Raw genomic sequence first — 25,513 nt, forward strand, 5'->3', positions numbered from 1 at the left:
GGTGTTGAACTACGCCTCGGATTTAGCTGTAAAAACGTTCGTGTCTTCTAGCGCTGCCGGTGTAGAAGAATTGATCAACGCATGGTTGGTATCCAAACCACACACATTCGTTACCGGACTGGAGTTCACCTCCACGGTTGATCCACTCAGCAACACGTTGGAATTTGCAGCAATCATCGTATATCAGCCAAGTGAACAAGACCAATCTTAACTTATGTAAAAGATTATTCCTTCTATAATATAGAGGCTTTCATTAAGGAGGTGAGTGAATCTGTTGCTCACTTTAGAAAGAGTAATAAGTATTGTGATTGCTGTTGTGGTATTAGTGTCACAATACGGGAGTATATCGGGATCAGGAAATTGCAAACCGGTCGACGAAGAAGTACTTGACCCCAAGAGATTAAAGCAAGCAACGGACGTAATGCAGGTAAAGCAAGAAAAACAAGAAAAACAAGAAAAACAAGTTAAAGATGAATCGGTTGCTCCTACGCTCATACAATTGACGGATATGCTTGGGCAGTATATAGAACTCCATCACGAGAAAACAGTAAGCCGAGTAAAGCTACTAAAGTATGTGAAGTGGGTAGTTCAATACACGAAGGATACGGAGATTGATTCTGTGTGGATTCTCGCCATGATGTGGCAGGAGAGCCGAATGTTAGAGGAAAGTGTATCATCCCATGGAGCGATTGGACTACTTCAGATTCTTCCAAGCACAGCCAAGTCGTTCGGTGTGAGTAAACATGAGTTATATCAGCCGGAAACGAATATCAGAACAAGCATTACATACATGGAATATCTTATGGATAAATACGATGGGAATCTTCGTACAGCAACAATTGCGTACAATCAGGGGGAAGGCAATGTAGCGAAGGGAAAGGCTCGCTCCTGGTACTACAATCAAGTGAAGGAACACCATCACAAGATGCTTGAAATACTCAAAAAAGGTCAATAAACATCACTTAACAATAGAATTTGAATATTATAAAATCGTTTATCAATTTTACATAGGGAGATCCAAATGGGAAAATTTCCAGAACATATTAGCACGAATTTGAAGGTGGATAAGAAGTATTACACAATGGACGACATAGAAAATATTGAACGTTGTAAGCTCGATGAGCATTTCCTCGGGGATTGCATTCTTGTCAATGAGAACCTGATTTGGCATTCCGTTCATAAGTATATTGGAAAACCTGAAATGATTACTAAGAATCATTGTGTGGAGAAGGATGATATTCTTCAACTGGGCCGTCTCGGATTCATCAAAGCGGTTAAGGCATTTGATACGGGGCGTGGTGTAAAATTCAGTTCATTTGCAGTCACTGCCATTGTCAGAGAAATCAGATGTTTTCTGAGAGACAGCGCAAGCATTATTCGGCCAACTCGCACAGCTACTGAATTAATTAACCGTATCAATCGACTTGAGCACGATATGGGCTACCTGCCACTATCACATGAAATTGCATTGCTGCTTGATGAGGAAGAAGAGAAGATAAATAAGGCACTTCAGGTGGGTAAAGGTGTGAAATACCTGGATGAGCCTGTAGGTACTGATGATCAACAAACCCAGTCAGTTACGTTGATGGACACCATCTATAGTGGGGAAAACATTGAAGAGGGTGTTCTGGACAAGCTATATGTTGATGCGATTATTGATTCGGTCAAGCTCAAGCTTAGTGAGAAAGAAGTAACTGTATTGAAACATCGAGTAGAAGGGCTCAATCAAACCCAGACGGCAGATATGGAAGACATCAGTCAGATGAGGGTCTCTAGAATTATGCGAAAAGTGGCTAAAATGCTGGATAAACCAAATCAGACTTAATCGTTAGCCTAGCCTTTCATCACTTACATAGCGTCTCATACATAACGTCCCTTCCGCATCCAATGCGAAAGGGATTTTTGTTGTTTTTGCCCTATGGGACATACTCCAAGTTGTCCGGACATAAGATAGTACAAGATTCCAAGTGACCCGGAGGAATGAATTGATGCGAAAAATAACGAAAGTCATTGTATGCATGCTTATCCCTGTCTTCTTGCTGTCTTCATTTGGGGTTTCTCAAGCCCAAGCAATGATTCAAGGTCCGTCTACACATGCGCAAAGCGCTGCTCTAATTGATGTCACCTCAGGCCGGATCTTATACAGCAAAGATGGGGATAAGGAACTGCGAATTGCCAGTTTGACCAAAATCATGACGGCAATCGTTGCGATTGAACACAGCAAGCTGGATGAAAAAGTTAAAGTGACGCCCTCGGCTTTTGCCAAAGAAGGATCATCTCTCTATCTCAAGTTAGGTGAAGAGATGACGCTTGAAAACATGTTGTACGGGCTAATGCTCCGTTCAGGCAATGACGCTGCCTCTGCGATCGCAGAACATGTGGGTGGTTCGGAAGATGGCTTTGTCCTGTTAATGAACAAAAAGGCGGAGCAAATCGGCCTGACGCATTCCCACTTTATGAACCCTCATGGACTGGATGCAGAAGGTCACTATTCTACAGCTAATGATTTGGCCCGATTAACAGCATATGCTTTACACAATCCGGTGTTCAAACGTATCGTAGCCACGGAGGACAAATCCGCGCCGAATCCCAATGAAAGCTGGGAATACTCCTGGCACAACAAAAATAAAATGCTGCGGATGTATGAAGGTGCGGATGGAGTGAAAACCGGCTACACGAAGAAAGCTTTTAGATGTTTGGTCAGCTCCGCTACACGTAATGGTCAGCAGCTCGCCGCGGTAACGTTGAATGATGGAAACGATTGGAACGATCATGCTCGGATGCTTGATTTCGGGTTTGAGTACTTCCCGTTGGTAGAGGTCGCGAAGCAAGAACAGCCTGTGCAAAATACAGATGTCGTTACGGGGCGCGGATTTTGGTACCCACTGGCTAAGAGTGAACAAGGCTCATTGACCAAGAAGTTGATCCTACACGAAAATCGAGGACAGTCTGAAACGGAAGGCAAGGAACAATCGACAGATCCTTCGTTCGGATTGGCAGGTCGCATTGATATGCAGCTTGATGGCAAACTTGTAGGCTCAATTCCGGTGTACCGCAAAGGTAGTTATATCCCTCCTGAACCGAAGACAGAAGATGCAACGCTGGGCGGAATTGGCGATGTCTCTTCCTGGGCAGCTGCATGGCGTGCTGTATTAAGTCACCTGTTATCGCCTTAGCTAAATTCCCATTGAAGGGAGGATGTAACCCATGATTAATCTAATTTGGCTACTCATGATCTTAATCGGATTTGCTTTTGCAGCCATCAACGGCAACATCGAAGTGGTGACGCAAGCTGCTTTTGATGGAGCGGCAACGGGAGTCACGGTCTGTTTTGGACTCATTAGTGTGCTTGTGTTCTGGATGGGGATGATGAAAATGGCTGAAGATGCCGGTCTTCTGGCGAGGATTGCCAAGCTGCTCGGTCCTGTTGTTGGCTTCCTGTTCCCCGATGTCCCCAAAAATCATCCGGCGATGGGTTATATTCTCTCCAATATGAGTGCCAATCTGCTGGGGCTTGGAAATGCGGCTACGCCGATGGGAATCAAAGCTATGCAACAGCTGCAGGAGCTTAATCCGGATAAACAAACAGCTTCTCCTGCCATGTGCACCTTACTGGCTCTCAATACGGCAAGCATTACCATTATTCCGACAACCCTGATTGCCATCCGGTTAAACTATCATTCTGCAAATGCTACAGAGATTGTGGGCACCACACTGATGGCTACCATTATCGCTACACTTGCTGCTATAATCGCCGATCGCTGGTATCGAAACAGGGCATTACACAAACCGCCGCGTATACAGAAAAGTGGCAATCCCGGCATGAAAGGATGAGCACCCTTGTTAACCTTCATCAACTGGATCTCTGTCTGGGCCATCCCGGTTATTATCGCGTTTGTTCCATTATATGCGTTTACCAAAAAGGTCCCGGTATACGAATCCTTTGTTGATGGGGCCAAAGATGGATTCTCGACTGCAATCAGCATTATTCCGCATCTCGTGGGCATGATGGTCGCGATCAGCGTATTTCGTGCCTCGGGTGCACTGGATTTTGTAATTAGTCTGTTCGCTCCGCTTGTCTCCTGGATGGGTGTGCCGGGAGAAGTGTTACCACTCGGGATTTTGCGTCCGTTGACCGGGACAGGCTCCCTTGCATTTACGACGGATCTGATCAAAACCCATGGCCCTGACTCTATGATCGGACGCATGGCATCTACGATTCAGGGGAGTACGGATACCACCTTATACGTGTTGACTGTCTATTTTGGAGCTGTGGGTATTCGTAACGGTCGATATGCACTCAAAGTGGGGTTGTTTTCTGATGTCGTTGGTTTTATCGCTGCCCTAGCCATTTGTTTACTCGTTTTCGGTTAAAAGATATCTCCTCTCCTTCCGATATATTAGATATGCTAGAATGATAGCGGAGGAGAGTGAGACATGCAGAAGAGTTGGAAACGAATGCTCCGTTTCGGAATGTCAGGCGTGCTTGCCGTTGCAATGCTCGCAGGATCAACGGGACTGGCGGCGGCCCAAGCCGTTCAGACAATACATTTTACAGGCTACTTCGACAAACAGCTGCGTGCACAAATGGCAGTCACAGCGGATTCTTTTCCAGTCGTGAATGTACGTTTGGTCAAGCAGGATGAGCCCGATATGGTATATTATGATGTTGGTACCTCGATCCTGATCTCGAAAGATGAAGTGCTCACGAATTACCATGTCGTTCAGGGTTTTGCTGAACTGTCTGATGGCGATGAAGGTACACTGACTGTTGCGAGTCCTGGTTCCTTGGGGAAGCCTGTGAAGGCGAAGATTATTAAGACAGATCCGGTGACAGACATGGCACTCCTGAAGCTGGACAAGGAAATAGACGCCAAACCGGTCACATTCACGAATGCAAGGGATAATCAGGTTGTCTATACGATTGGATTTCCCAAAAATCCCGCTGGTGATCTTGTCATCCTGGATGAGGATTTTCCTTCAACATACAACACCATAGCCAAAAGCCGAGTGTTCAGCTCCCAAGCTTCGGATGTTCCAGGCAAAAAAGGAATCGGCAGTATTGTGAAATCCGTGGCCCAAGGTAATTCTGGTGGTCCCGTTCTGGATCAGAACAACCGGGTGATCGGTATGATGACATTTGTGTACGGTGGGCGGACCTATTATATTACTTCCAAAACATTACAGACTTTCATTAAAGACAGCAGCACGCCTGCCAAAAAGCAGGTTACCGTTGCCGGTAAAGTTTCCAATTAAATGATTTGAAGAAAAGGCTTATCTTTACGCCATCTGTGAGAAACAGGTTGTGTGAAGGTAGGCTTTTTCTCCATTAATCTGGTGGGGGAAGATAACCTTAAATGAATATTCGTGGCCCCAGTTTACAAAAACATTGGATTATCCTTGTGATTTCCCTGTTTGATGGGTATCATTAGTGTGAGGTGACATGACAAACATGGAAAGATTACAAAAAATTATCGCACAGGCAGGCATTGCATCCCGCCGCAAGAGCGAGGAACTGATCCTGTCCGGCAAAGTAGAAGTTAACGGGGAGGTCGTAACCGAACTGGGTACGAAAGCGAACCCCGAAGAGGATATGATTACGGTTAATGGAAAACCGATCCGCAGTGAGAAAAAAGTGTACTTGATGTTAAACAAGCCAAAAGGCGTAATTACGAGTGCATCTGACCCTGAAGGTCGGAAAATTGTATCCGACTACCTGAAAGGTGTCAAGGAACGCGTATACCCTGTGGGGCGTCTGGATTATGACACAGAGGGATTATTAATTCTGACCAATGATGGTGAGTTTGCACATTTGCTGACGCATCCGAAGCATCACGTACCCAAAACGTATCATGCAACGGTTAAAGGTGTGCCGCATGGTACAGCTCTGGAGAAATTAAAGTCAGGCATTATGCTGGATGACGGCATGACTGCTCCTGCAGAGGTGGAGTACAAAGATGTGGATACGGCGGCCAATGAGTCGGTCATTTCCATTACGATCTATGAAGGACGTAACCGTCAGGTTAGACGCATGTTCGAGGCAATCAACCATCCGGTAACCCGTCTGAAACGGATTTCGTTTGGTGGGATTTTGCTACAAAACCTGAAACGTGGTTTGACGCGCAATCTGACCAAAGAGGAAGTCAACAACCTGATTACCCTCGCACAATCAGAACCAGCCAAAAAAATGAAAAAAAGGTAATGTGAGGACACATAATTTTCATAAAACCGCCGCAGTTTTGTGACGAAATTCGCTATAATTGTTCATAGGATGTTCACAGTTGTCTTATACCAATGAGATGCGAATGCTACAGTCACTTAAAAGGGGAGCAGCACATGGGGAAATCAAGAAGAACGGTGCAAATCGTCATTTTGTTATTGATCCTGGTGTTGGGCGGATATGCGATTACCACATCGGTATCCGGCTCGAATGGCAAGCCAAAGGAAGGGGACAAGTCTCCTTCTTTTGAATTGCTGGGCCTGGATGGTCAAGTTCATACGTCTGATGAGTACAAAGGAAAAGCGATGGTGATCAATTTCTGGGGCACGTGGTGTGAACCTTGTGTTAAAGAAATGCCTGCACTTCAGGCGCAAGCTGACAAATGGAAGGACCAAGGAGTACAATTTGTCGGGATTAATGTTGGGGAAGACCAGATGACCGTGGATAATTTTGTACGGCAGGTTGGGGTTACGTTTCCAATCATGCTTGACCGGGAGAAAAACTCGGTTCGTGATTTCGGAATCTCTCCGATGCCAACGACATTTTTTGTATCCGACACGGGCAAAATCTCTACCATTCATATCGGGCAACTTGATTTGGACACACTTGACGCTCAAATTTCGCAACTGGCGAAGCAGCCCTGACAGGAGGTCTATTCGTGTTCCAAAATACCAAATGTGAGTGCGGACACCAAAATCCAGTCGGCACTGTGCTGTGTGAAGCATGTGGCAAGCCGCTACTGGAGGCAGAAGCTAAATCGGATGAAGTGCTGGAAATGCGTTATGATGGCATGGCGCGCCGTTCACAGCGCAGTAATCCCAATTTCATTGACCGCATATGGAACTTTTTTTCATCCGTCAAAATTGCCGTCTATATGATTGTCTTCACGCTTGTAGGCTCCATGCTTGGCACGATCTATCCGCAAGAAAGTACGTTTCTGAATATTGATCCTTCCGTGTATTACAAAGAAACCTACGGCCAATTGGGTCATATTTATTATCTGTTGGGTCTATCCCATACATACGAATCCTGGTGGTTTATTCTGCTACTGGTGCTCATTGGCGCATCATTGGTGATATGCAGCCTGGATCGCGTCCTACCGCTCTACAAAGCACTGAATAAACAGAAAATACGCAAACATACACAATTTTTGACAAGACAGCGTCTGGTCTATCAAGGTTCCATTCAAGAGGCATCCGAAGACTGGATTAAGAAAGCGGTTACGCCGCTGAGAAAGAAAGGATATCGCGTGCACACCCAGGGTGATGCATTACTCGCCGAGAAACAGCGATTCAGTCGATGGGGGCCATATGTCATCCATATTGGACTCATTATATTTCTGCTGGCGGTGCTTGCGCGAGGGTTACCTGGCCTGAATCTGGACGAGCATGTTGCTTTTCCCGAAGGTGAAATCAAGAAGATCCCGAATACGTCGATGTATCTACAGAACGAACAGTTTAATGTTGAGTTCTACAGCGAGGAGGAAATACCCGAGCAATTCCGCCACCTGAATAAAACCGTTCCGAAACTGTTTGAAACGAAAGTTGTTTTATATGAATGTACAGCAGATTGTTCGGATCTCTCAAAGAAACCTCAATTAGCTGAAGTGGCAAGACATGATGTGCGGGTGAATCATCCATTGAATTATAACGGTCTAAAAGCCTATCAGTTTGACTATGATCTAACACCCACCATTCGGTCCGTAAAGCCTGATCTGGTCAATACGAAGACAGGTGAAGTATATGGGGCGATTAAGATCGATATGGTAGATACCCAAAGAACATTTGAAGCAGGTCCTTATGAACTGACGGTAAAAGAAAAGTTCATGGACTTTGGGTTGGATGAGAATGGTGAGCCCAAATCAAAATCGCCTTCACCTAATGCACCTGCTTTTCTCTTTCTCATCAAGGGACCGGATCTGCCGGAAGAGGGGATACAATATCTGTATTTTGCGAAGCAGATTGATAAACAACGGTTTCAACAGGATGCAATTAACCAACAGCTGATAGGAACAGAGATTCCTTTACAACTGGAAGTAGACAGCATGGACAAGGTCGATATTATTCAGTCCGTAAGTTATCTCAATATACGTGTGGATAAGGCAATGCCTTTTGTTTGGGTAGGAGCTGGAATTGTTATGTTGGGTCTGATCATGGGTTTTTATTGGCATCATCGCCGCATCTGGATTCGTTTTGATGATAGACAGCTAACGCTGGGTGGACATACCAACAAAAACTGGTTTGGCTTCAGGCGTGAAGTTGCGGCCGTCTTGAAACAGATGAACTTGGAAGTGGAAGAGAAGTCGTTGGATAACGGGGGGAACCAAGCATGAGTTTATTGGATTTCAGCAGCGACGCATTTATCGTAGCTTTCTTTCTCTATTGTGCTGCATTCTTGTTATATGCTGTTGCGGTAATGGGCAAAAAATGGAGTAATCGTGATCCTCTGGACCATATGAATCGCTGGGGGAAAAGAGCCTTCGTCGCTTCGACTGTCGCCTTGGCGGCTCATATCGTATTTTTTGTAACCCGATGGGCTGGGGCAGGTCATATCCCGGTTAGTAACATGTATGAGTTCATGTCTTTTCTGTCCATGATGATCATGGTTGCATTTATTGTTGTATATGCCATATACCGCAAGTCATTACTGGGTTTGTTTGCTTTACCACTTACCATCATCATTATGGCGTATGCCGCTGTGTTTCCTCAGGAAGTACAACCATTAATCCCGGCACTTCAGTCCATCTGGTTGAAAATTCACGTGACGTTGGCTGCGCTTGGTGAAGCATTCTTCGCCGTTGGTTTTGCGGCAGGGTTCATGTATTTGCTCCGCACCGTTGATTTCAGTGGTAAAGACAAATCTTCAAGACGCCAGCGTGGTTGGGTCGAATTCACCCTGATGACGATCGTCGTAGTCATCGGATTTATTGGAACGGTATTTGCCTTTCGTGCGGCTGGCTATGAGACGGTTTTTGTGCAGAAAACGGTCAGCATTGACACAGAGGTACAGGAAAATAGTACAATAGAGAAAGTGATTTATCGCATGCCTCCGATTTTTGCTCCATATAATAGCGAAGTGGAGAGCATGACACCGTTTCTTGGCATGAAAAAACCTTTACTTGAGACGCCTTCCTGGATGAACGGGGTAAATGCCGGGCGTAAGCTGAATACGGTGGTTTGGTCACTCATTGTAGGTCTGATCCTCTATGGAATTGTACGACTAATTGTTCGCAGACCACTTGGACAAGCATTACAGCCGATGATGGATGGAATCGATGCCGATGATCTGGATGAGATTAGTTATCGCGCGATCGCCATTGGTTTTCCGATATTTACGCTGGGGGCATTAATCTTCGCCATGATCTGGGCTCAGATTGCCTGGAGTCGCTTTTGGGGATGGGACCCCAAAGAAGTGTGGGCATTAATCACATGGCTATATTATAGTGTGTATCTGCATTTGCGTTTATCCAGAGGTTGGCAAGGTCAGAAGTCTGCATGGCTTGCAGTTCTTGGTTTCTTGGTCGTGATGTTTACGCTGGTTGGGGTGAATCTGATTATTGCCGGATTACATTCTTACGCTGGAGCGGACTAGGGTGAATCGTATTGCAAAGGTTAAGTTTAGAAGCGGGAAACACAAATTTACCTTTTAATTGAAAGGTATTCAAATATTGTTCGCCAGATCGAACATAATAGAAGTGATGAGGAGTTATTGCAAAGGGGCTGGAGAGGCATGGCTGAACATGAGAATCGTATACTGGTCGTGGATGACGAAGAGAGAATCCGCAGACTTTTAAAAATGTATCTTGAAAAAGAAGGTTATGAAATTGATGAGGCAGAAGATGGGGAAACTGCGCTGCGTAAAGCAACAGCAGGGGACTACGGGCTGATTTTGCTTGATGTTATGTTACCGGGTATGGATGGAGTTGAAGTGTGTACCCGCCTTCGTCAGGTCAAATCAACGCCGGTTTTGATGCTTACTGCAAAAGGTGAAGAGATTAACCGGGTTCAGGGCTTCGAAGTTGGCGCAGATGATTATGTTGTTAAACCATTCAGCCCGCGTGAAGTGATTTATCGCGTAAAAGCGATTTTGCGTCGATCTTCCGCTACAGCTTATCTCTCCAAGGAGAGCAATTCGAGTAACAACATTGTGTTCCCGCATCTGGTTATTGAGCATGATGCACACCGGGTAACGGCTGGTGGCGAAGAGATTAGTCTTACGCCCAAAGAATATGAATTGCTGCACTATCTGGCAACATCTCCAGACAAAGTTTTCTCCAGAGAAGAATTGCTCAAAGACGTATGGAACTACGAATTCTTTGGCGATCTTCGTACCGTGGACACGCATGTGAAGCGTCTTCGCGAGAAACTTAACAAGGTATCGCCTGAATCGGCGGCCATGATTACGACGGTGTGGGGTGTGGGTTATAAACTGGAAGTACCGAAGTAGTTTTAATTTCTGGAGATCGCTGGTCGGGAAGTTATGGATCACTATAATCTGCCTTGTGGGTTGTGTACTTATAGCGCTGGGTCTTTTTTTGCTGCCCTACATTGATACGAACTTTGCAGAATCCGAATCCAGAGATATTAAGCGGCTGTTCACCTACATCTGTATTATTGGGTTCAGTTTAACCACGTTCTTTGCATTGTTTCTGTTCACCAAAATTACGCAGCCCATGCAGCAGTTGATTCAAGCAGCCAATGCGATTCGCAAAGGGAATTATGGAACGCGCCTCTCCCTGGTGACAAGTGATGAGATTGGTGAGCTTGCCAATACGTTTAATCATATGGCCGCACAACTTGAAGATAATATTCGAAACCTTAACCATGAGAAAGAGCATTTGGCGAGTGTGCTTCGAAGCATGACCGATGCGGTTGTTACTTTTGATGGTGAAGGCAAAGTTATCCTGACCAATCCGCCAGGTGAGAAGATTATGCAGGCCTGGTATGACCTGGATTGGGCACAGATGGATGAAGGACTAGATTCCGAGCAGTCCTACAAGTCTTCACGGGGTGTACCGGAGCCCCTCCTTCCTTTGTTCAGAACGGTGATGGAGCAAGGTGGGGATCAGAACTCCAACGTTCATGTACAGCAAGGTGTCTGGTCTGTTCAGATGGCGCCTTTGTACGCTGACAGTGTTGTCAGAGGTGCTGTGGCTGTCTTGAGAGACGTAACAGAAGAAGTGCGGCTGGAGAAGATGCGGCGTGATTTCGTGGCTAATGTATCTCATGAGATACGTACCCCATTATCCATGATGCAAGGCTACAGCGAAGCGCTTCTGGACGGCATGGCAACCTCACCCGAGGAGAATGAAGAACTCATTCAGGTCATTCATGATGAGTCATTGCGGATGGGAAGACTGGTCAAAGACTTGCTTGATCTTGCCCGAATGGAAGCTGGACATACGGACATGGTGATGAAGAAGGTTGACCTCGGAGAACTGTTGGAACGTATGTATCGGAAGTTCTCGGTGCGTTCAAAAGAACAGGGAATCCGACTGCAGTTTGAATGCAAACAGCCAACCATTGAACTTCAACAGGCAGATGAGGATCGACTGGAGCAAGTATTCACGAATTTGCTGGACAATGCGTTCAGGCATACGCCTTCTGGCAAAGATGTAATGATCTCTGCTGAGCTGGTCACACATCTTCGTGCTCCGTTTGTCAGAGTATCTGTAAAAGATCAGGGTGTAGGGATTCCTTCATCCGACTTGCCTTTTATTTTCGAACGATTCTACAAAGCAGACAAGGCGCGTGTTCGGGGGGAAAGTGGAGGCACAGGACTCGGTTTAGCCATTGTGAAAAATATTATAGATGCCCACCAAGGCATCATTAATGTGAATAGTGTATTAGGCGAAGGTACGGAGTTTATTTTACAATTTCCCGTAGATTCATCGAAATAGCCTGATATCATACAAAAATTGCGAAAACACCCTCTTGTGGAGGGTGTTTTTTTGTTGAAGAGTACCGTTTAATCTTGTTCAACGTGGAACATGAATCATCGTTTTTATTTTGACTAAAAAGAGTGTCCAAGATAATTTCCCCTCCTATGTTACATAAGCTTGAAAAACAAGCAGATTAGAGGAGGATTGAGTTAAGCATGTCCGATGATCGAAAAAGGGTCAATATTAAAGCATTTCTGGAAGGCAGGTCTTTCAGAGCAGGCTCTCCGTTCATCCCAATAACATCAAGTGAACTGGAGCAGTTCGACTCTATTCTTGATTCTCTGGCTGTGACTGTTCCTGCTGTGATCAGTCAGCCAACTTCAGCCAATATACTAGCATTACAAAACGGGTTGCGTCAGTTGCTTACTTTTGTAAATAATTCTGGATTTCGTGCGGGTGTAAAAGCGGAGTTGCAAGCCGTATTAGAATTGACGATTGCGGGCTCAGAGATTGTGCCTGCCCCTCTAATTAATCTCGCAGGAAACTTGCAGAACTTACTGGATGACTTATTGAGTGTAACGTTGCTTCTGGAAGTTCCGCCTGCAGCAAAAGATAACCTTGTGGGATTAATTCGTTCCATATCCGTATCCTTAAGTCGGGCCACGACGACATTCGGAACTGGAGGGATTACCGGACCGGCTGGACCACCGGGAGTTCCAGGGGTACCAGGGGTTCCGGGAGCACCCGGTGTACCAGGCGTGCCCGGGGTGAAAGGGCCTGCGGGATCTGCAGGAGCAATTGGACCCGTGGGACCGGTTGGTCCTCAAGGTGCACCAGGTCCAGCAGGAGCACCTGGTGCTGGCTTGAACAATATTACGGCGTTTGACCCCACGCTTGGACCGACGTATGCACAAGGGCAGGTCGTCAGTTTTAACGGAAGTCTTTATGTTGTTAATGTAAATGGCCCTATAGGCACGCCCGGAAGTTCACCAGATTATACTCTTCTATTGGCTGGTGGAACGACTGGAGCAACGGGGGCAACCGGAGCTGGTTTGACTGGAGCCTTAGCATTTGATCCAGCGCTCGCGCCGGGTTATCCCGCAGGTCAAGTAATTACGTATAACGGTAGCACTTACATTACAAGTGTAGCTGGTCCAATAGGAACACCGGGAACTTCTTCGGATTATACATTAATTGCTGCTGCAGGGGCTACAGGAGCAACCGGGGTAGGTTTAACGGGGATAACCTCTTTTGATCCAGCCCAGTCCCCGACATATCCAGCGGGTCAGGTTGTCACCTATAACGGTAGTACTTATATTACAAATGTTGCAGGTCCTGGAGGAGTGCCCGGAAGTTCACCAGATTACACGCTGCTTGCGGCTGCAGGAGCGACGGGCGCAGGAACGACTGGAGCGACCGGAGCCACAGGTGTGGGTTTAAGTGGCATCGTCCCATTCGATCCAGCATTGGCACCAACATATCCCGCTGGACAGATCGTCACGTTTGGAGGCAGTACCTACATTACAAATGTAGCATCACCAACAGGTACGCCAGGAAGTTCACCAGATTTTACTTTGTTAGCAGGGTCGGGAGTCACAGGTGCGACTGGAGCCACGGGCATCGGCCTAAATGGTGCAGTCCCATTTGACCCGGCAGTAGCTCCGACGTATCCGGCTGGTCAGGTTGTTACCTATAATGGCAGTACGTACATTACCAATGTGGCTTCTCCCACTGGTACTCCGGGTACTTCGCCAGACTTTACTCTGCTTGCAGGTGCAGGACCTACAGGGCCCACTGGGGCATCAGGTGTAACGGGAGCGACAGGCGTAGGTTTGAGTGGAATTGTACCATTTGACCCCGCAGTAGCCCCGACGTATCCAGCGGGTCAGGTCGTAACGTTTAACGGCAGTACGTATATTGCGAATATAGCATCGCCAACGGGAACGCCGGGCACATCGCCGGATTATACATTACTTGCTGGTGTAGGAGCCACGGGAGTCACAGGGGCAACCGGAGTTGGAGTAACAGGAAGTACAGGTGTTACAGGTGTTACAGGTGTATCTGGCGTAACAGGAGCGACAGGCGTAGGATTGAGTGGAATTGTGCCATTTGACCCCGCAGTAGCTCCGACGTATCCAGCGGGTCAAGTCGTAACGTTTAATGGCAGTACGTATATTGCCAATGTAGCATCGCCAACGGGAACACCGGGCATATCGCCGGATTACACATTGCTTGCGGGCGTGGGAGCAACGGGCGTTACTGGGGCAACCGGAGTTGGAGTGACAGGAAGTACAGGTGTAACAGGTGTAACAGGCGCGACAGGCGTAGGATTGAGTGGAATTGTACCATTTGACCCCGCAGTAGCCCCGACGTATCCAGCGGGTCAAGTCGTTACCTTTAATGGTAGTACGTATATTACCAATGTGGCATCTCCAACAGGTACACCAGGCACGTCGCCAGATTATACACTGCTTGCAGGAGCTGGGCCTACGGGAGCCACTGGGGCATCAGGCGTAACAGGGGTGACAGGCGTAGGTTTAAGTGGAGTTGTCCTGTTTGACCCAGCAGTAGCCCCAACGTATCCAGCGGGTCAAGTCGTAACGCTCAACGGTAGTACGTATATTGCCAATGTAGCATCACCTACTGGAACGCCTGGAACTTCCCCGGATTACACGTTGATTGCTGGTGCGGGAGCAACGGGTGTTACGGGTGCGACGGGCGTTGGAGTGACAGGAAGTACAGGTGTAACAGGTGCATCTGGCGTAACAGGAACTACAGGTGTAGGTTTGAGTGGTATCGTGCCATTTGACCCAGCCGTAGCTCCAACGTATCCAGCGGGTCAGGTCGTTACGTTTAATGGTAGTACGTATATCGTCAATGTGGCATCGCCAACGGGAACACCAGGCACATCACCAGATTATACGCTGCTTGCCGGTGCAGGAGCCACCGGTGTTACGGGTGCGACTGGCGTCGGAGTAACGGGAGAAACTGGGGTTACAGGGGCTTCAGGCATAACAGGAGCCACGGGGGTAACAGGTGCAGGTCTGACAGGAATTGTACCATTCGATCCAGCAGTAGCTCCGACGTATCCAGCAGGTCAGGTTGTTACATTTAACGGCAGTACGTATATTGCCAATGTAGCATCACCGACGGGAACGCCCGGCACATCGCCAGATTACACATTGATTGCAGGTGCGGGAGCAACGGGTGTTACGGGTGCAACTGGAGTTGGAGTGACAGGAAGCACTGGTGAAACAGGAGCGACTGGTCTCGCTGGCTTGACAGGTGCGACTGGGGTTACTGGAGTCACGGGAGTCGGCGTAACCGGAATTACGGGATCAACTGGTGTAACTGGTGAGTCAGGAGCGACTGGTCTTACAGGATTGACAGGTGCGACAGGTGAAACGGGAGCTACTGGTTTAAGTGTAACCGGAAGTACGGGATCAACTGGTGTAACTGGTGAAACAGGATCGACAGGTATAACGGGCTTGACTGGGGCAACTGGAGTAACGGGAGCTACGGGAGTCGGCGTAACCGGAAGTACAGGATTAACAGGTACAACTGGTGAAACGGGAGCGACAGGGATTACAGGAGCTACGGGAGTTAGTGTAACCGGAAGTACGGGATTAACAGGTACAACTGGAGAAACAGGAGCGACAGGTGTAACGGGACTGACTGGTGAAACAGGAGCGACGGGTGTAACGGGACTGACTGGAGTAACCGGCGTTACAGGAGCCACAGGCGTCAGCGTAACCGGAAGTACAGGATTAACAGGTACAACTGGTGAAACGGGAGCGACTGGTCTTGCAGGGTTGACCGGTGCGACTGGTATTACAGGAGCCACCGGAGCTACGGGTGCAAGTGGAGAAACAGGGGCCACGGGCATTACAGGAGCAACGGGCGTGACAGGAACCTCGGTCACTGCAGCTTCATCCTACGCAGAGAATACGAATGGCACCATTCTTGTTATTCTGGGCGGAACAGCCGTTGCTCTTCCTGCAAACCAGAACATTGGAACAGGTATTACGGTAAATGGAGCGAATAATACCTTCACTTTGGCTACAGCAGGCAGGTATTATATTAGCTACAAACTTAATCTGACAGCAGCACTCGCCGTACAATCACGGATATTGCTAAATGGAGCAGTGGTTCCAGCGAGTGTGATCTCACCAGTGCTCTCTCTAAGCCAACTGGCAACCGATTTTATTATCACGGTCACAGCGGGTTCGACCATTCAGCTTCAATTGTTCGGCCTAGTAGCAACAGCTGTTCTATCCCCACCAGGTGCGACACTCAACATTATCCGCTTAAGCTAATTACGAAAAAAAGAGACGGACCCTTTGCCTTTGGGGTTCGTCTCTTTTGATTTTTACTGAATGATAAGTAACTATTCCAGCACGATTTCAACAGCTGTATTAATTTCCGGAAGTGCAGCAAGCTGAACAAGAACATCTTTGGGAACTGCTTTATCCACGGTCAGGATCATGATCGCGGCACCACCAATGATTTTCCGTCCCACTTGCATGGATGCGATGTTGACATCATTCTGTCCAAGCAGGGTTCCTACACGTCCGATAATACCTGGTTTATCGTTATGGGAGATCAAAATTTGATGACTTTCCGGAGCGATATCTACCGGGAATTTGTCCAGACGAACAATACGTTCTCCATAACCTGCAAGCAATGTCCCCGCTACGCGGCGTTCCTCAGCATCCTGATTCGTAACCAATGTTACGGTAATCAGGTTAGTGAATCCTTTGGTTGCGGAGGTTTGGCTTACAACCACATTCAGATCACGGATTTTGGCCAAATGCATGGAGTTGACGATGTTGGCTTCTCCACCCAAATGTCTGGCGAGAATACCCTTCACAATGTAACGAGTGAGAGGAGACGTATCTACTTCAGAAAGGTCACCAGCATAGTCGATCCGAATCTCCTGAACTGCATTTTGTGTAATCTGTGCTGCAAAACTACCCAGTGTTTCACCGAGTTTGAAATAAGGCTGTAGTTTATTCATAACGGTAGGTGCAACCGCTGGCATGTTAACTGCGTTCTTGAATGGTTCGTTACGCAGGATATGAAGAACTTGTTCCGATACGTCAATAGCTACATTTTCTTGTGCTTCAACAGTGGATGCACCAAGGTGAGGCGTGACAATTATGCTAGGATGATTCAGAAACGGGTGGTCTGGAGCAGGTGGTTCACTTTCGAATACATCAAATGCGGCTCCGGCAACAATTCCTTCGTCAATTGCTTCCACAAGTGCCATCTCGTCAACTACACCACCACGAGCACAGTTGATGATACGCATGCCTTTTTTCATAACTTCGAATTGTGGCCGCGAAATCATGTGCCGTGTTTCCGGTGTTAATGGCGTGTGAACGGTCATGAAGTCCGCATTGCGAATGATATCATCCACACTTGCCAATTTCACCTGCAGCTTCTCGGCACGCTCTTCCGTGAGGAAAGGGTCGTAAGCAAGAATATCCATTCCGAATGCTTTGGCGCGCTTGGCAACTTCACTACCGATCCGTCCCATGCCCAGTACACCCAGCGTTTTGTTTCTTAATTCCACACCCAGGAAGGTTTTACGATCCCACGTACCTTGAATGGTTTTGGCATATGCCTGAGGAATGTGTCGTGCCAGTGCCATCATCATGGCAAACGTGTGCTCACAGGTTGTGATGGTGTTGCCATCAGGTGCGTTAATAACAATAATACCGCGCTGTGTAGCAGCTTCCAGATCAATGTTGTCTACACCTACCCCTGCACGTCCGATCACCTTAAGGTTGGTACCAGCCGTCATAATACGATCTGTAACACGAGTCTGACTACGAACCAAGAGGGCATCATAATCACCAATAATGGCAACAAGTTCATCTTCACTAAGACCGGTTTTCTTCTCAACAACAACATCATTTGCATCCACCAGTTGCTGGATCCCCAGATCACTGATTGGGTCCGACACTAACACTTTGTACATGGTTTCTTCCTCCTTAGGTATGTGTATCTATATCGTCAAGGTCTGACCTCAGCAAGAGGTATTCCTTAAAACCAGGGTGATTCTTCCGCCCAACAACGCGGTGTCGCAACAGAGGGGGAAGGTGAAGCAAATAGAGTGATTCCACAGATATCCTTTAAAATAAATCAAAAAACTCTCAATCCACATACTGCTTGCGCAATAAGGGACGAGAGTTGTCGTGGTACCACCCTAATTCACCGCCGTTTCGCAACGACAGTCTTAGCGGTCAATGAAGACCGAAGAGGATAACGGGTCTAAACCGATTGCACCTACTCCAATTTCAATGCAATAACTCAGGAGCGCTCAAGATCATCTGCCTGCCACCGATTCACACCTACCATCGGCTCTCTGTAAGACGAAGCAACGTCTTTTTTCCATCATCGTGTTTAACGTGACTAATTTTTTCATAATGTATCATGGCTGACATGAGCATGTCAATAGGCTTAAATGTTTTAAATTACATTGCAGATGTCTTTTCATTCAATCGTAAACAAAGTCATCATAAGCTATATAATAGTTACTATACATACCACAACGAGATGGAATATATGCTGTTTGACGAACCGGATTTTACTGCTTTAATGAAGTAATGGCATTGACCTAAAACCGGGACTTCGGGCAGGCCTTGAACCTATTTGGTTTTTTGGCTATCATTTAGTATACTATCCGATTGGACAACGTAACGGTTATCCATCAAATTTAACTCAAGAGGACAGACGCATCCGATGAAAAAATTCAAGTTTCCCAAGTTCAAGATTCAGAAGGCTGAGCCACAGCAGCTTACCGAGCGATTGCTTTTAATCAATCTATACTTTACACAAGGTCTGACACTGATAATCGGAGTTGTATGGATCTTATTGCAAAAAAGAAACTTGTTAGATGTACTCGCATGGCCTGACAATTACCAATTCATATGGTGGGGTCTCGGTCTTGCTGGTGTCATGCTTGTTATGGACTTGGTACTGTCGTATGTTATACCTCAGGAAAGCATGGATGACGGTGGAATTAACGAGATGCTGTTTCGTGGGCGTCCAATCTGGCACATTGTATGTATAGCAGCCATTGTTGCGGTGTGTGAGGAATTATTATTCCGCGGAGCCATTCAACATGCTATCGGTCCATATTGGACGAGTATTTTATTTGCAGTTATCCACATTCGTTATTTGCGTCACTGGATTCCAACAGGGTGGGTGTTTGTCTCAAGTTATGGATTAGGTTGGATTTACATGCAATCCGGCACGTTATGGGCGCCTATATTGTGTCACTTTATTATTGATTTGGTGTCCGGATTAGCGATACGTTTTCGGAGGGGATCATGAATCAGCCATTAAGTAGAATGAAGACATATGGCAGTCAGCGCAATCGTCAATCGGATAAAAAAGAGACATCCGAGCGTCAGGTAGCTTCTCAAGTCAGCTTGGTTGCCGAGACGGCAGCCGCTGCAGAGGTTGGGGGAATTACACCAATAACTTCCGTTTCCATACCTAGATCACAGCGCAAGCCTTATAAAGAAACGCTGGAAAGTCCAGTACTTCCTCAGAGGGCCCCGGCACGTTCCAAAAAAACACCAAAATCAACTGAAGAATCGATTCCCGAAGCAGGCTCGCTTCCAACACGAACAGAGTTACATCCTTCTAGAAGGTTGAAATTAAGCAAGAGGTTTGTAAATTCACTCATTTTTATTTTTGTCATGCTAACGATTAGCCTGGTCTGGTGGGGGGTTGAAGGAGCGCCTCCTCTGAATACCTTTCTACCTTTGCCGTGGTAATGCTATTATTCGCAGGTTCACTCATACTGATAGGAGGTTTATTACTCCTTCATATGTGGCGTGAAGCCCATATTCATCAAATGATCGAAGAAGAGGTTGAAGTACCTCATCTGCCAACAACCTTTGATGGGACTGTGATTCTGTATCTATCCGACACTCACAAGCGCAAGCTGAAGGTGAAGGATTTTGAAAACCTTGAAAAGAAGGTCGACTGGGTACTGATCGGTGGGGACGTTGCAGAAAAAGGAATCTCCTGGTCTGTTGTTAGACATAATATGAAACTCTTATCAAACATTGCTCCCTCTTTTACGGTGTATGGCAATCATGACAAGAGAGCCGATACAGCTCAACTTGCCCGAATCCTTTGGGAATCGGGTGTTCAGCTCCTTCAGGATAACGCGGTTTATCTGCGAAGGGGCAACGAAAGATTGGGACTGATCGGTGTAGACTATCGTTCCAAACAGGGAGATATATTGCTGGAGCAAATCGATGATAAGTATTGTAAAATTGCAATCGTTCATGATCCTTTGCAAGCCCTTCGATTGGAGCAGAATGCAGATCTTATCTTGAGTGGCCATACACATGGCGGACAATTGGTGTTACCATTTTTCGGCCCTGTGTTTCTGAGCAAGGCGTATCGTCCCATATCGAATGGATGGTACTCCCTGAAGCGCAATTCAGAGGACGTTCATCAAGAAGGTAAAATGCTTGTCAGCAGAGGATATGGTACGAATCATCTCCCCCTTCGACTAGGGTGTCCTGCAGAGATGCATCTCATCACATTAAGAGTGCCCACGGAAAAAGCACTCACAGAGAAACAGCCTTGATCCATTGGATCAAGGCTGTTTCATTTTGAGGCGAGAAATATCGATTTAACGAGCTTCCAGTTCGATCGCACGCGGATCTACAAAAGAATAGCCTTTTTGTTCGAGCTTGGTCAACAACTCATCCAATGCTTCAACCGTCCATGGCAATTCATGCATCAAAATATTACTTCCTGGATTTAACTGTTCCAGTACATTTTGAATGACTTTCTCCGGTTTGTCTTTGGTGCTTTTATCCCAATCGAGGGAACCATTAGACCATGTCATATATAACATGCCATTTTTCTTCACAGCAGCCTTCAGTGGATCATTACCCGATCCAAAAGGGGGACGGAAAAACTGCGGTTCCTCACCAATGGTATCCTTCACAATTTTTTGGACATCCGTAACCTGCTTGGCTGCTTCAGCGCTGGACATTTTTTTGAGATCTTCATGATCCCAAGCATGATTGCCTACAATCTGACCTCGTTCATGGATGAGCTTGAGCAATTCAGGATGACTTTTTACCCGAGTTCCATTGACGAAAAATATCGCTTTGGCGTCGTGTTTATCTAAAGTGTCGATTAGTGAATTAATCATCTTTTCTTCTTTGGGTCCATCATCAAAAGTTAACAAAACCACTTTGTTTGGGCTTGTGTCATCATTCGGTTTAATATAATAATTTGAATTCATATGATACGTCTGTTCCACTTTTTCTTCTGCTGGAGCTTGCTCGGAAGGTACAGATTCTTCTTCTGTTACAGTTGACTCGTCCGTTGAAGGCTCGGTTTCAGCAGTTTCAGACTCTCTTGTTTCACTTAAGTTGGGACCACTTTGTTCTTCTTGAATCGTGGTCGTGGGTTCGCCCGCTGGTGTGGAATTTTTTGATGCTTTTTCTTCCACCGTCCCACAGGCTGAAAGCAGTAAACTTGCAGCAATAATCAAAGCGGCGGTATGTCTGAACATGATTTCAACTCGCTTTCCTGTATTTATACGGAATGAGATCGCTCGCTCCCGCAAACACTACATGTGATTTTAACACTTAAAGGAGGTTGGTGTAATGAAGGCGTCATCCTTTTTTTGGGGAATTGCAATTGGCGTTGCAGCCAGTTCTTGGTTGACCAAAGGCAAGTTGCCCATGCTGTCTTCGGGTTCATCACGAAATATGATGGATCAGGCAAAACATAAGATGATGGAGATGACTTTCCCGGGTATGGATGGGTTCACCAGCAAGCAAAATCAACATGGCGAATCTCATAAAACCCCAGCAGTAAAAAAGGCAAGTACAATCACTCCGCAGGAAAAAGAAGCGAATATGAGCATGCTCAAGGATTTTATTCGCACTAATCCGGATGTGAAGCATGAAGTTGAGCAGATTTTAAATCAAACAAACACAACAGTACCGGGTTTATAAACCAAAACCACCAATTAGAATCATCCACAGTCTGGATCTGCTGTGGAATGATTCTTTTTTTGTCGATTTTACTTCGTGCATTTAGAGGTATAAAATGATAACATAACTACATAGATTTATTTTCAGCACATATTGTTTTGTGCTTCATAATCTGTTATAAGACTTGCTTATAAAGGGGAGATCCTGTATGAAAATAGAACGACTAAGTCACGATAAGATACGGATTTTCCTGACCTTTGACGATCTGAGCGAGCGCGGAATACAAAAAGAAGATATGTGGCAGGAAATACCTAAGGTTCATGAACTGTTCACTGAAATGATGGATCAGGCCTATTCCGAACTTGGATTTGATGCCACAGGTCCACTTGCTGTCGAAGTATTCGCACTTCCCGCTCAAGGGATGGTTGTCATTGTCACACGTGGAAAATATGATCCGCAACAATATGGTTCAGGTCATGAAGATGATCTTCCTGAAGAAGTATATGAAATGGAAGTTACACTCGAGCAAAGCGATTCCATCGTTTATGCGTTCAAGGACTTTGAAGTGCTCATTGAAGCTGCACATATGTTGCGTCAGCATGTTACGGATGCTGGGAGACTTTATTCGTATAAAGACAAGTGGTTCTTGCATTTGGAACCAGATGAGGTGGATTCCACCAAACATGCGGCATTGATTGCCTTGCTTGCTGAATTTGGTGAAGGTTCTTCAGTTACTCCGGCAGTTATGGAAGAGTACGGTAAAGTTGTTATTCCTGCACAAGCGATTGAGGTTATCTGCACCCACTTCAAACGTCAGGATTAATCTCTAGTTGTAATCGCGTCTTTAGTCAGAGGAGGGAATTTCGGTGCTTTTGTTTTCGGTCTTAGCGGCAGCAGTTGCCCCGGGTCTCGCCTTGTTAACATACTTTTACCTGAAAGACCGTTATGATTATGAGCCACTTCATATGGTATTGCGGGTTTTCCTCATGGGGATTCTGATGGTACTGCCTGTGATGATTATTCAGCGTGGCATGATGATGTGGCTCGGGGATAATCCTTATCTTGAGGCTATTATGATCTCGGGTGGCGTGGAAGAGTTTGTTAAATGGTTCGTGCTTTATCATATCATCTATAATCACACCGAATTTGATGAGCCATATGATGGAATCTTATATGCAGTCGCTGTTTCACTTGGGTTTGCCACAGTAGAGAATGTGTTGTATGCCTTTGCGGGGAATGCATCCGTCTCAGCCATGTTTCTTCGAGCACTGCTCCCTGTTTCAGGGCATGCAATGTTTGCGGTGATTATGGGTTATTACATGGGCAAGGCCAAGTTTATCGGAGGCAAGAAAAAGCGGTGGTACCTGGTTCTTTCACTCGTGTTACCTTTTTTCTGGCATGCACTGTACGACGTCATCATGAACACCATGGTGAATCATTGGTTATGGTTTATAGCGCCACTAATGGCGGGCTTGTGGTATGGGGCAATGGGTAAAATCACACGAGCCAATAACCGTTCTCCGTTTCGTTTTGTGAAGCGGGAGGAAGAGGTTAAATTATAAAAATACGGACACACTGGTGGACATAAAGCGCATATTGCGCCTGCTGCCCCGGTGTGTTTTTATTTTTTTTCGGATAAACTCCCGGGGAATGACCAACAGAAACGGGGATCGACTGTGATGAGAATTAAAATTAAAATCAGATGCAAACAATGCGGTGAACGTTTTACATTGCGAGGCAAGAAAGAACGTGGGCGGATCGAGACGGGATTCAAGCAGTGTCTCTGTGATAACAGGGATCAATTCGAAATCGAAGAAGAAGGCATGGCTACTGGGCTTCAGCTGAATTAAAGGAAATCTACAACGCTACATTAGCAGCCTGCTTGTGTAAGGACTGGAAATCGCATGCATAAGAGATCTTTCTTCGATCCACAATAGAGGTAGTGGTTTAGAAGAAAGGAGACTCTACGGATGTATAAACGTTTAAGTTCAGTCATGTTTCCGATATTTGCGGTACTGTTGGCCGGTGCACTCGTGTGGGGCTATCAGGAGAATCAGGAAAAGAATGCAATACTGATCAAGGCAGAGAATCAATACCAACGTGCCTTTCACGATTTATCTTTTCATATGGATAAATTGCATTCCGAGATTGGCAACACCTTGGCGGTTCACTCCACGTCACAGGGGATGCATCGTAAAGGTCTGATGAATGTATGGCGACTCACCAGTGAAGCGCAAAATGAGATCAACCAACTGCCACTCACCATGTTGCCATTTAACGAGACAGAGGAGTTTCTCTCGCGGATTTCGAACTTTGCCTATCGGGCGTCAATGCGTGATTTGACTAACGAACCGTTAAGTGAGAAGGAAATGGGGAACCTGAAAAAGCTGTATCAGAATTCATCGGAGATTACCAAGAATTTGCAGGATGTGCAGCAGAAAGTCCTTACGGACCGTTTGCGCTGGATGGATGCAGAGACTGTTATGGCAACGGAAGAACAAACAATGGATAACTCGATTGTAGATGGATTCCGTGCCGTGAATAAAAAGGTACAGGAGTACCCGGAGCTTGATTGGGGACCTTCTATATCGAATATCTACGCCAAACGCTCGGTAAAGAAACTGGATGGTCTGCCGATGACCAAAGAACAGATTCAGAGCAAAGCTGCGAAATTCTCTGATGCAGACAGAAGCAAAATCCAAGTGCAAGAGAACGGTAAAGGAACGGACTGGGAATCGTATACTGCGACAGTCAATCATGGCAACAATGGTAAACTGATGATGGATTTCACCCGTAATGGGGGGATGCTTATCTCTTACAGTGATACACGTCCGGTTGGAACTAAAAAAGTATCTCGTCAGGATGCCATGGCAAAAGCAGATCAATTTCTAACGAATAAAGGCTACAAAGATATGAAGGCCGTAAATTACGATGAATATGGTAATTTGGGTAACCTTACTTATGTGCGCAAGCAAGGGGACACCTTGATTTATCCCGAGAAAATGTCAGTTCGAGTTGGATTGGATACAGGGGAAGTAACCGGTTTCCAGGCGAGTGACTTTGTCTACGAACATAATGACAAGCGCAAAGTTCCGAAAGCAACTCTTACGGAGCAACAGGCTCGTCAAAAACTTAATTCCGAGTTCGAAGAGAATTATGTTCGTAAATCACTGATTGAAAATGATTACAGCAAAGAGGTATTGTGCTATGAATTTGGAGGGAGAATTAATGGTTCCCGTTACCGGATATACATTAATGCGAATACGGGGATGGAAGAAGCCGTTGAGGAGATCAAACCAGTCAACGCAACCTCATAAACAGCTTTAGATAGACGAATGTTAAGGTGTTCAAACAAACAAGGCAGACCACATTGTGGTCTGTTTTTTTCTAGTTCAATGTGAGAAAGGTCATGGTATAATAGTCCTT

24 protein-coding genes and 1 other annotated feature are annotated in these 25,513 nt (G+C 46.1%); of the genes, 22 read left to right on the forward strand and 2 right to left on the reverse strand.

Annotation, left to right across the window (positions count from 1 at the left end; genetic code table 11):
• Position 1 precedes the first annotated feature (1 nt).
• From AC4G47_RS10670 to AC4G47_RS10735, 14 genes are all read left to right on the forward strand, one after another.
• The gene (locus AC4G47_RS10670; RefSeq protein ID WP_491105968.1) at positions 2-211 is read left to right on the forward strand and encodes a hypothetical protein; all 210 of its coding nucleotides are present in this window, start codon (positions 2-4) and stop codon (positions 209-211) included.
• A 63-nt stretch (positions 212-274) separates the two neighbouring features.
• On the forward strand, positions 275-955 hold the full coding sequence (locus AC4G47_RS10675) for a lytic transglycosylase domain-containing protein (protein ID WP_491105969.1): 681 nt from the start codon (positions 275-277) through the stop codon (positions 953-955).
• A gap of 66 nt (positions 956-1,021) precedes the next feature.
• Positions 1,022-1,825, forward strand: a complete 804-nt coding sequence (locus AC4G47_RS10680; RefSeq protein WP_491105970.1) for a sigma-70 family RNA polymerase sigma factor — start codon at positions 1,022-1,024, stop codon at positions 1,823-1,825.
• 163 nt (positions 1,826-1,988) lie between these two features.
• Positions 1,989-3,176 (forward strand): D-alanyl-D-alanine carboxypeptidase family protein, encoded by a 1,188-nt coding sequence (locus AC4G47_RS10685; protein WP_491105971.1) that lies wholly within the window; start codon positions 1,989-1,991, stop codon positions 3,174-3,176.
• Between the two features lie 31 nt (positions 3,177-3,207).
• Positions 3,208-3,834: a nucleoside recognition domain-containing protein gene (locus AC4G47_RS10690; protein ID WP_062835225.1), complete on the forward strand. Its 627-nt coding sequence runs from the start codon at positions 3,208-3,210 to the stop codon at positions 3,832-3,834.
• Between the two features lie 6 nt (positions 3,835-3,840).
• Positions 3,841-4,374: a spore maturation protein gene (locus tag AC4G47_RS10695; protein ID WP_017687658.1), complete on the forward strand. Its 534-nt coding sequence runs from the start codon at positions 3,841-3,843 to the stop codon at positions 4,372-4,374.
• A gap of 63 nt (positions 4,375-4,437) precedes the next feature.
• Positions 4,438-5,256 (forward strand): S1 family peptidase, encoded by an 819-nt coding sequence (locus tag AC4G47_RS10700; RefSeq protein ID WP_491105972.1) that lies wholly within the window; start codon positions 4,438-4,440, stop codon positions 5,254-5,256.
• Between the two features lie 196 nt (positions 5,257-5,452).
• Positions 5,453-6,202: a pseudouridine synthase gene (locus AC4G47_RS10705; RefSeq protein ID WP_491105973.1), complete on the forward strand. Its 750-nt coding sequence runs from the start codon at positions 5,453-5,455 to the stop codon at positions 6,200-6,202.
• A 134-nt stretch (positions 6,203-6,336) separates the two neighbouring features.
• Positions 6,337-6,864, forward strand: coding sequence for a redoxin family protein (locus tag AC4G47_RS10710; RefSeq protein ID WP_017687661.1), 528 nt, complete (start codon positions 6,337-6,339; stop codon positions 6,862-6,864).
• A gap of 14 nt (positions 6,865-6,878) precedes the next feature.
• Positions 6,879-8,552, forward strand: a complete 1,674-nt coding sequence (gene resB / locus AC4G47_RS10715; protein WP_491105974.1) for a cytochrome c biogenesis protein ResB — start codon at positions 6,879-6,881, stop codon at positions 8,550-8,552.
• On the forward strand, positions 8,549-9,811 hold the full coding sequence (ccsA, locus tag AC4G47_RS10720) for a cytochrome c biogenesis protein CcsA (protein ID WP_491105975.1): 1,263 nt from the start codon (positions 8,549-8,551) through the stop codon (positions 9,809-9,811). Before resB ends, ccsA begins: the two co-directional genes overlap by 4 nt.
• A 138-nt stretch (positions 9,812-9,949) precedes the next feature.
• Positions 9,950-10,666: a response regulator transcription factor gene (locus AC4G47_RS10725; protein ID WP_017687664.1), complete on the forward strand. Its 717-nt coding sequence runs from the start codon at positions 9,950-9,952 to the stop codon at positions 10,664-10,666.
• Between the two features lie 55 nt (positions 10,667-10,721).
• Entirely contained in the window at positions 10,722-12,119 is a 1,398-nt protein-coding gene (locus tag AC4G47_RS10730) for an ATP-binding protein (RefSeq protein WP_491106681.1), read from the forward strand.
• Between the two features lie 197 nt (positions 12,120-12,316).
• Entirely contained in the window at positions 12,317-16,417 is a 4,101-nt protein-coding gene (locus AC4G47_RS10735; protein ID WP_491105976.1) for a BclA C-terminal domain-containing protein, read from the forward strand.
• 71 nt (positions 16,418-16,488) lie between these two features.
• Here AC4G47_RS10735 and serA read toward each other — a convergent pair whose 3' ends face one another.
• Positions 16,489-18,084 (reverse strand): phosphoglycerate dehydrogenase, encoded by a 1,596-nt coding sequence (gene serA / locus AC4G47_RS10740; RefSeq protein WP_458123113.1) that lies wholly within the window; start codon positions 18,082-18,084, stop codon positions 16,489-16,491.
• Between the two features lie 198 nt (positions 18,085-18,282).
• Positions 18,283-18,513, reverse strand: a binding site (T-box leader).
• Positions 18,514-18,848: 335 nt separating this feature from the next.
• Between serA and AC4G47_RS10745 the strand changes: the two genes are divergently transcribed.
• From AC4G47_RS10745 to AC4G47_RS10755, 3 genes are read left to right on the forward strand one after another with little or no spacing between them, the layout of a single operon-like run.
• On the forward strand, positions 18,849-19,442 hold the full coding sequence (locus AC4G47_RS10745; protein WP_062835217.1) for a CPBP family intramembrane glutamic endopeptidase: 594 nt from the start codon (positions 18,849-18,851) through the stop codon (positions 19,440-19,442).
• Complete coding sequence (locus tag AC4G47_RS10750) at positions 19,439-19,891, forward strand: hypothetical protein (RefSeq protein WP_491105977.1); 453 nt, start codon at positions 19,439-19,441, stop codon at positions 19,889-19,891. The genes AC4G47_RS10745 and AC4G47_RS10750 overlap by 4 nt, the downstream gene beginning before the upstream one ends.
• Before the next feature lie 53 nt (positions 19,892-19,944).
• Positions 19,945-20,718 (forward strand): metallophosphoesterase, encoded by a 774-nt coding sequence (locus tag AC4G47_RS10755; protein WP_491105978.1) that lies wholly within the window; start codon positions 19,945-19,947, stop codon positions 20,716-20,718.
• A 45-nt stretch (positions 20,719-20,763) separates the two neighbouring features.
• Here the strand turns inward: AC4G47_RS10755 and AC4G47_RS10760 are convergent, their stop codons facing one another.
• Entirely contained in the window at positions 20,764-21,660 is an 897-nt protein-coding gene (locus AC4G47_RS10760; protein WP_491105979.1) for a polysaccharide deacetylase family protein, read from the reverse strand.
• Between the two features lie 94 nt (positions 21,661-21,754).
• Between AC4G47_RS10760 and AC4G47_RS10765 the strand changes: the two genes are divergently transcribed.
• From AC4G47_RS10765 to ypeB, 5 genes are all read left to right on the forward strand, one after another.
• Positions 21,755-22,108, forward strand: coding sequence for a hypothetical protein (locus AC4G47_RS10765; RefSeq protein ID WP_491105980.1), 354 nt, complete (start codon positions 21,755-21,757; stop codon positions 22,106-22,108).
• Between the two features lie 187 nt (positions 22,109-22,295).
• On the forward strand, positions 22,296-22,910 hold the full coding sequence (locus AC4G47_RS10770; RefSeq protein ID WP_145322528.1) for a genetic competence negative regulator: 615 nt from the start codon (positions 22,296-22,298) through the stop codon (positions 22,908-22,910).
• Positions 22,911-22,953: 43 nt separating this feature from the next.
• Entirely contained in the window at positions 22,954-23,649 is a 696-nt protein-coding gene (prsW, locus tag AC4G47_RS10775; RefSeq protein WP_017687676.1) for a glutamic-type intramembrane protease PrsW, read from the forward strand.
• Between the two features lie 117 nt (positions 23,650-23,766).
• Positions 23,767-23,937 carry a hypothetical protein gene (locus tag AC4G47_RS10780; protein ID WP_186327809.1) on the forward strand — a complete coding sequence of 57 codons (171 nt, stop codon included), beginning with the start codon at positions 23,767-23,769 and terminating at the stop codon, positions 23,935-23,937.
• A gap of 120 nt (positions 23,938-24,057) precedes the next feature.
• Complete coding sequence (ypeB, locus tag AC4G47_RS10785) at positions 24,058-25,404, forward strand: germination protein YpeB (protein WP_458123107.1); 1,347 nt, start codon at positions 24,058-24,060, stop codon at positions 25,402-25,404.
• Positions 25,405-25,513 lie beyond the last annotated feature (109 nt).

This window comes from Paenibacillus sp. Negev47 (assembly GCF_058313655.1).

Bases quoted from the DNA above. Each gene is read 5' to 3' on its own strand.
- AC4G47_RS10680 (WP_491105970.1), top strand. From the start codon at position 1,022: ATGGGAAAATTTCCAGAACATATTAGCACGAATTTGAAGGTGGATAAG.
- AC4G47_RS10685 (WP_491105971.1), top strand. From the start codon at position 1,989: ATGCGAAAAATAACGAAAGTCATTGTATGCATGCTTATCCCTGTCTTC.
- AC4G47_RS10690 (WP_062835225.1), top strand. From the start codon at position 3,208: ATGATTAATCTAATTTGGCTACTCATGATCTTAATCGGATTTGCTTTT.
- AC4G47_RS10700 (WP_491105972.1), top strand. From the start codon at position 4,438: ATGCAGAAGAGTTGGAAACGAATGCTCCGTTTCGGAATGTCAGGCGTG.
- AC4G47_RS10705 (WP_491105973.1), top strand. From the start codon at position 5,453: ATGGAAAGATTACAAAAAATTATCGCACAGGCAGGCATTGCATCCCGC.
- AC4G47_RS10710 (WP_017687661.1), top strand. From the start codon at position 6,337: ATGGGGAAATCAAGAAGAACGGTGCAAATCGTCATTTTGTTATTGATC.
- ccsA (WP_491105975.1), top strand. From the start codon at position 8,549: ATGAGTTTATTGGATTTCAGCAGCGACGCATTTATCGTAGCTTTCTTT.
- AC4G47_RS10725 (WP_017687664.1), top strand. From the start codon at position 9,950: ATGGCTGAACATGAGAATCGTATACTGGTCGTGGATGACGAAGAGAGA.
- AC4G47_RS10735 (WP_491105976.1), top strand. From the start codon at position 12,317: ATGTCCGATGATCGAAAAAGGGTCAATATTAAAGCATTTCTGGAAGGC.
- serA (WP_458123113.1), bottom strand. From the start codon at position 18,084: ATGTACAAAGTGTTAGTGTCGGACCCAATCAGTGATCTGGGGATCCAG.
- AC4G47_RS10745 (WP_062835217.1), top strand. From the start codon at position 18,849: ATGAAAAAATTCAAGTTTCCCAAGTTCAAGATTCAGAAGGCTGAGCCA.
- AC4G47_RS10750 (WP_491105977.1), top strand. From the start codon at position 19,439: ATGAATCAGCCATTAAGTAGAATGAAGACATATGGCAGTCAGCGCAAT.
- AC4G47_RS10755 (WP_491105978.1), top strand. From the start codon at position 19,945: ATGTGGCGTGAAGCCCATATTCATCAAATGATCGAAGAAGAGGTTGAA.
- AC4G47_RS10760 (WP_491105979.1), bottom strand. From the start codon at position 21,660: ATGTTCAGACATACCGCCGCTTTGATTATTGCTGCAAGTTTACTGCTT.
- AC4G47_RS10765 (WP_491105980.1), top strand. From the start codon at position 21,755: ATGAAGGCGTCATCCTTTTTTTGGGGAATTGCAATTGGCGTTGCAGCC.
- AC4G47_RS10770 (WP_145322528.1), top strand. From the start codon at position 22,296: ATGAAAATAGAACGACTAAGTCACGATAAGATACGGATTTTCCTGACC.
- AC4G47_RS10780 (WP_186327809.1), top strand. From the start codon at position 23,767: ATGAGAATTAAAATTAAAATCAGATGCAAACAATGCGGTGAACGTTTT.
- ypeB (WP_458123107.1), top strand. From the start codon at position 24,058: ATGTATAAACGTTTAAGTTCAGTCATGTTTCCGATATTTGCGGTACTG.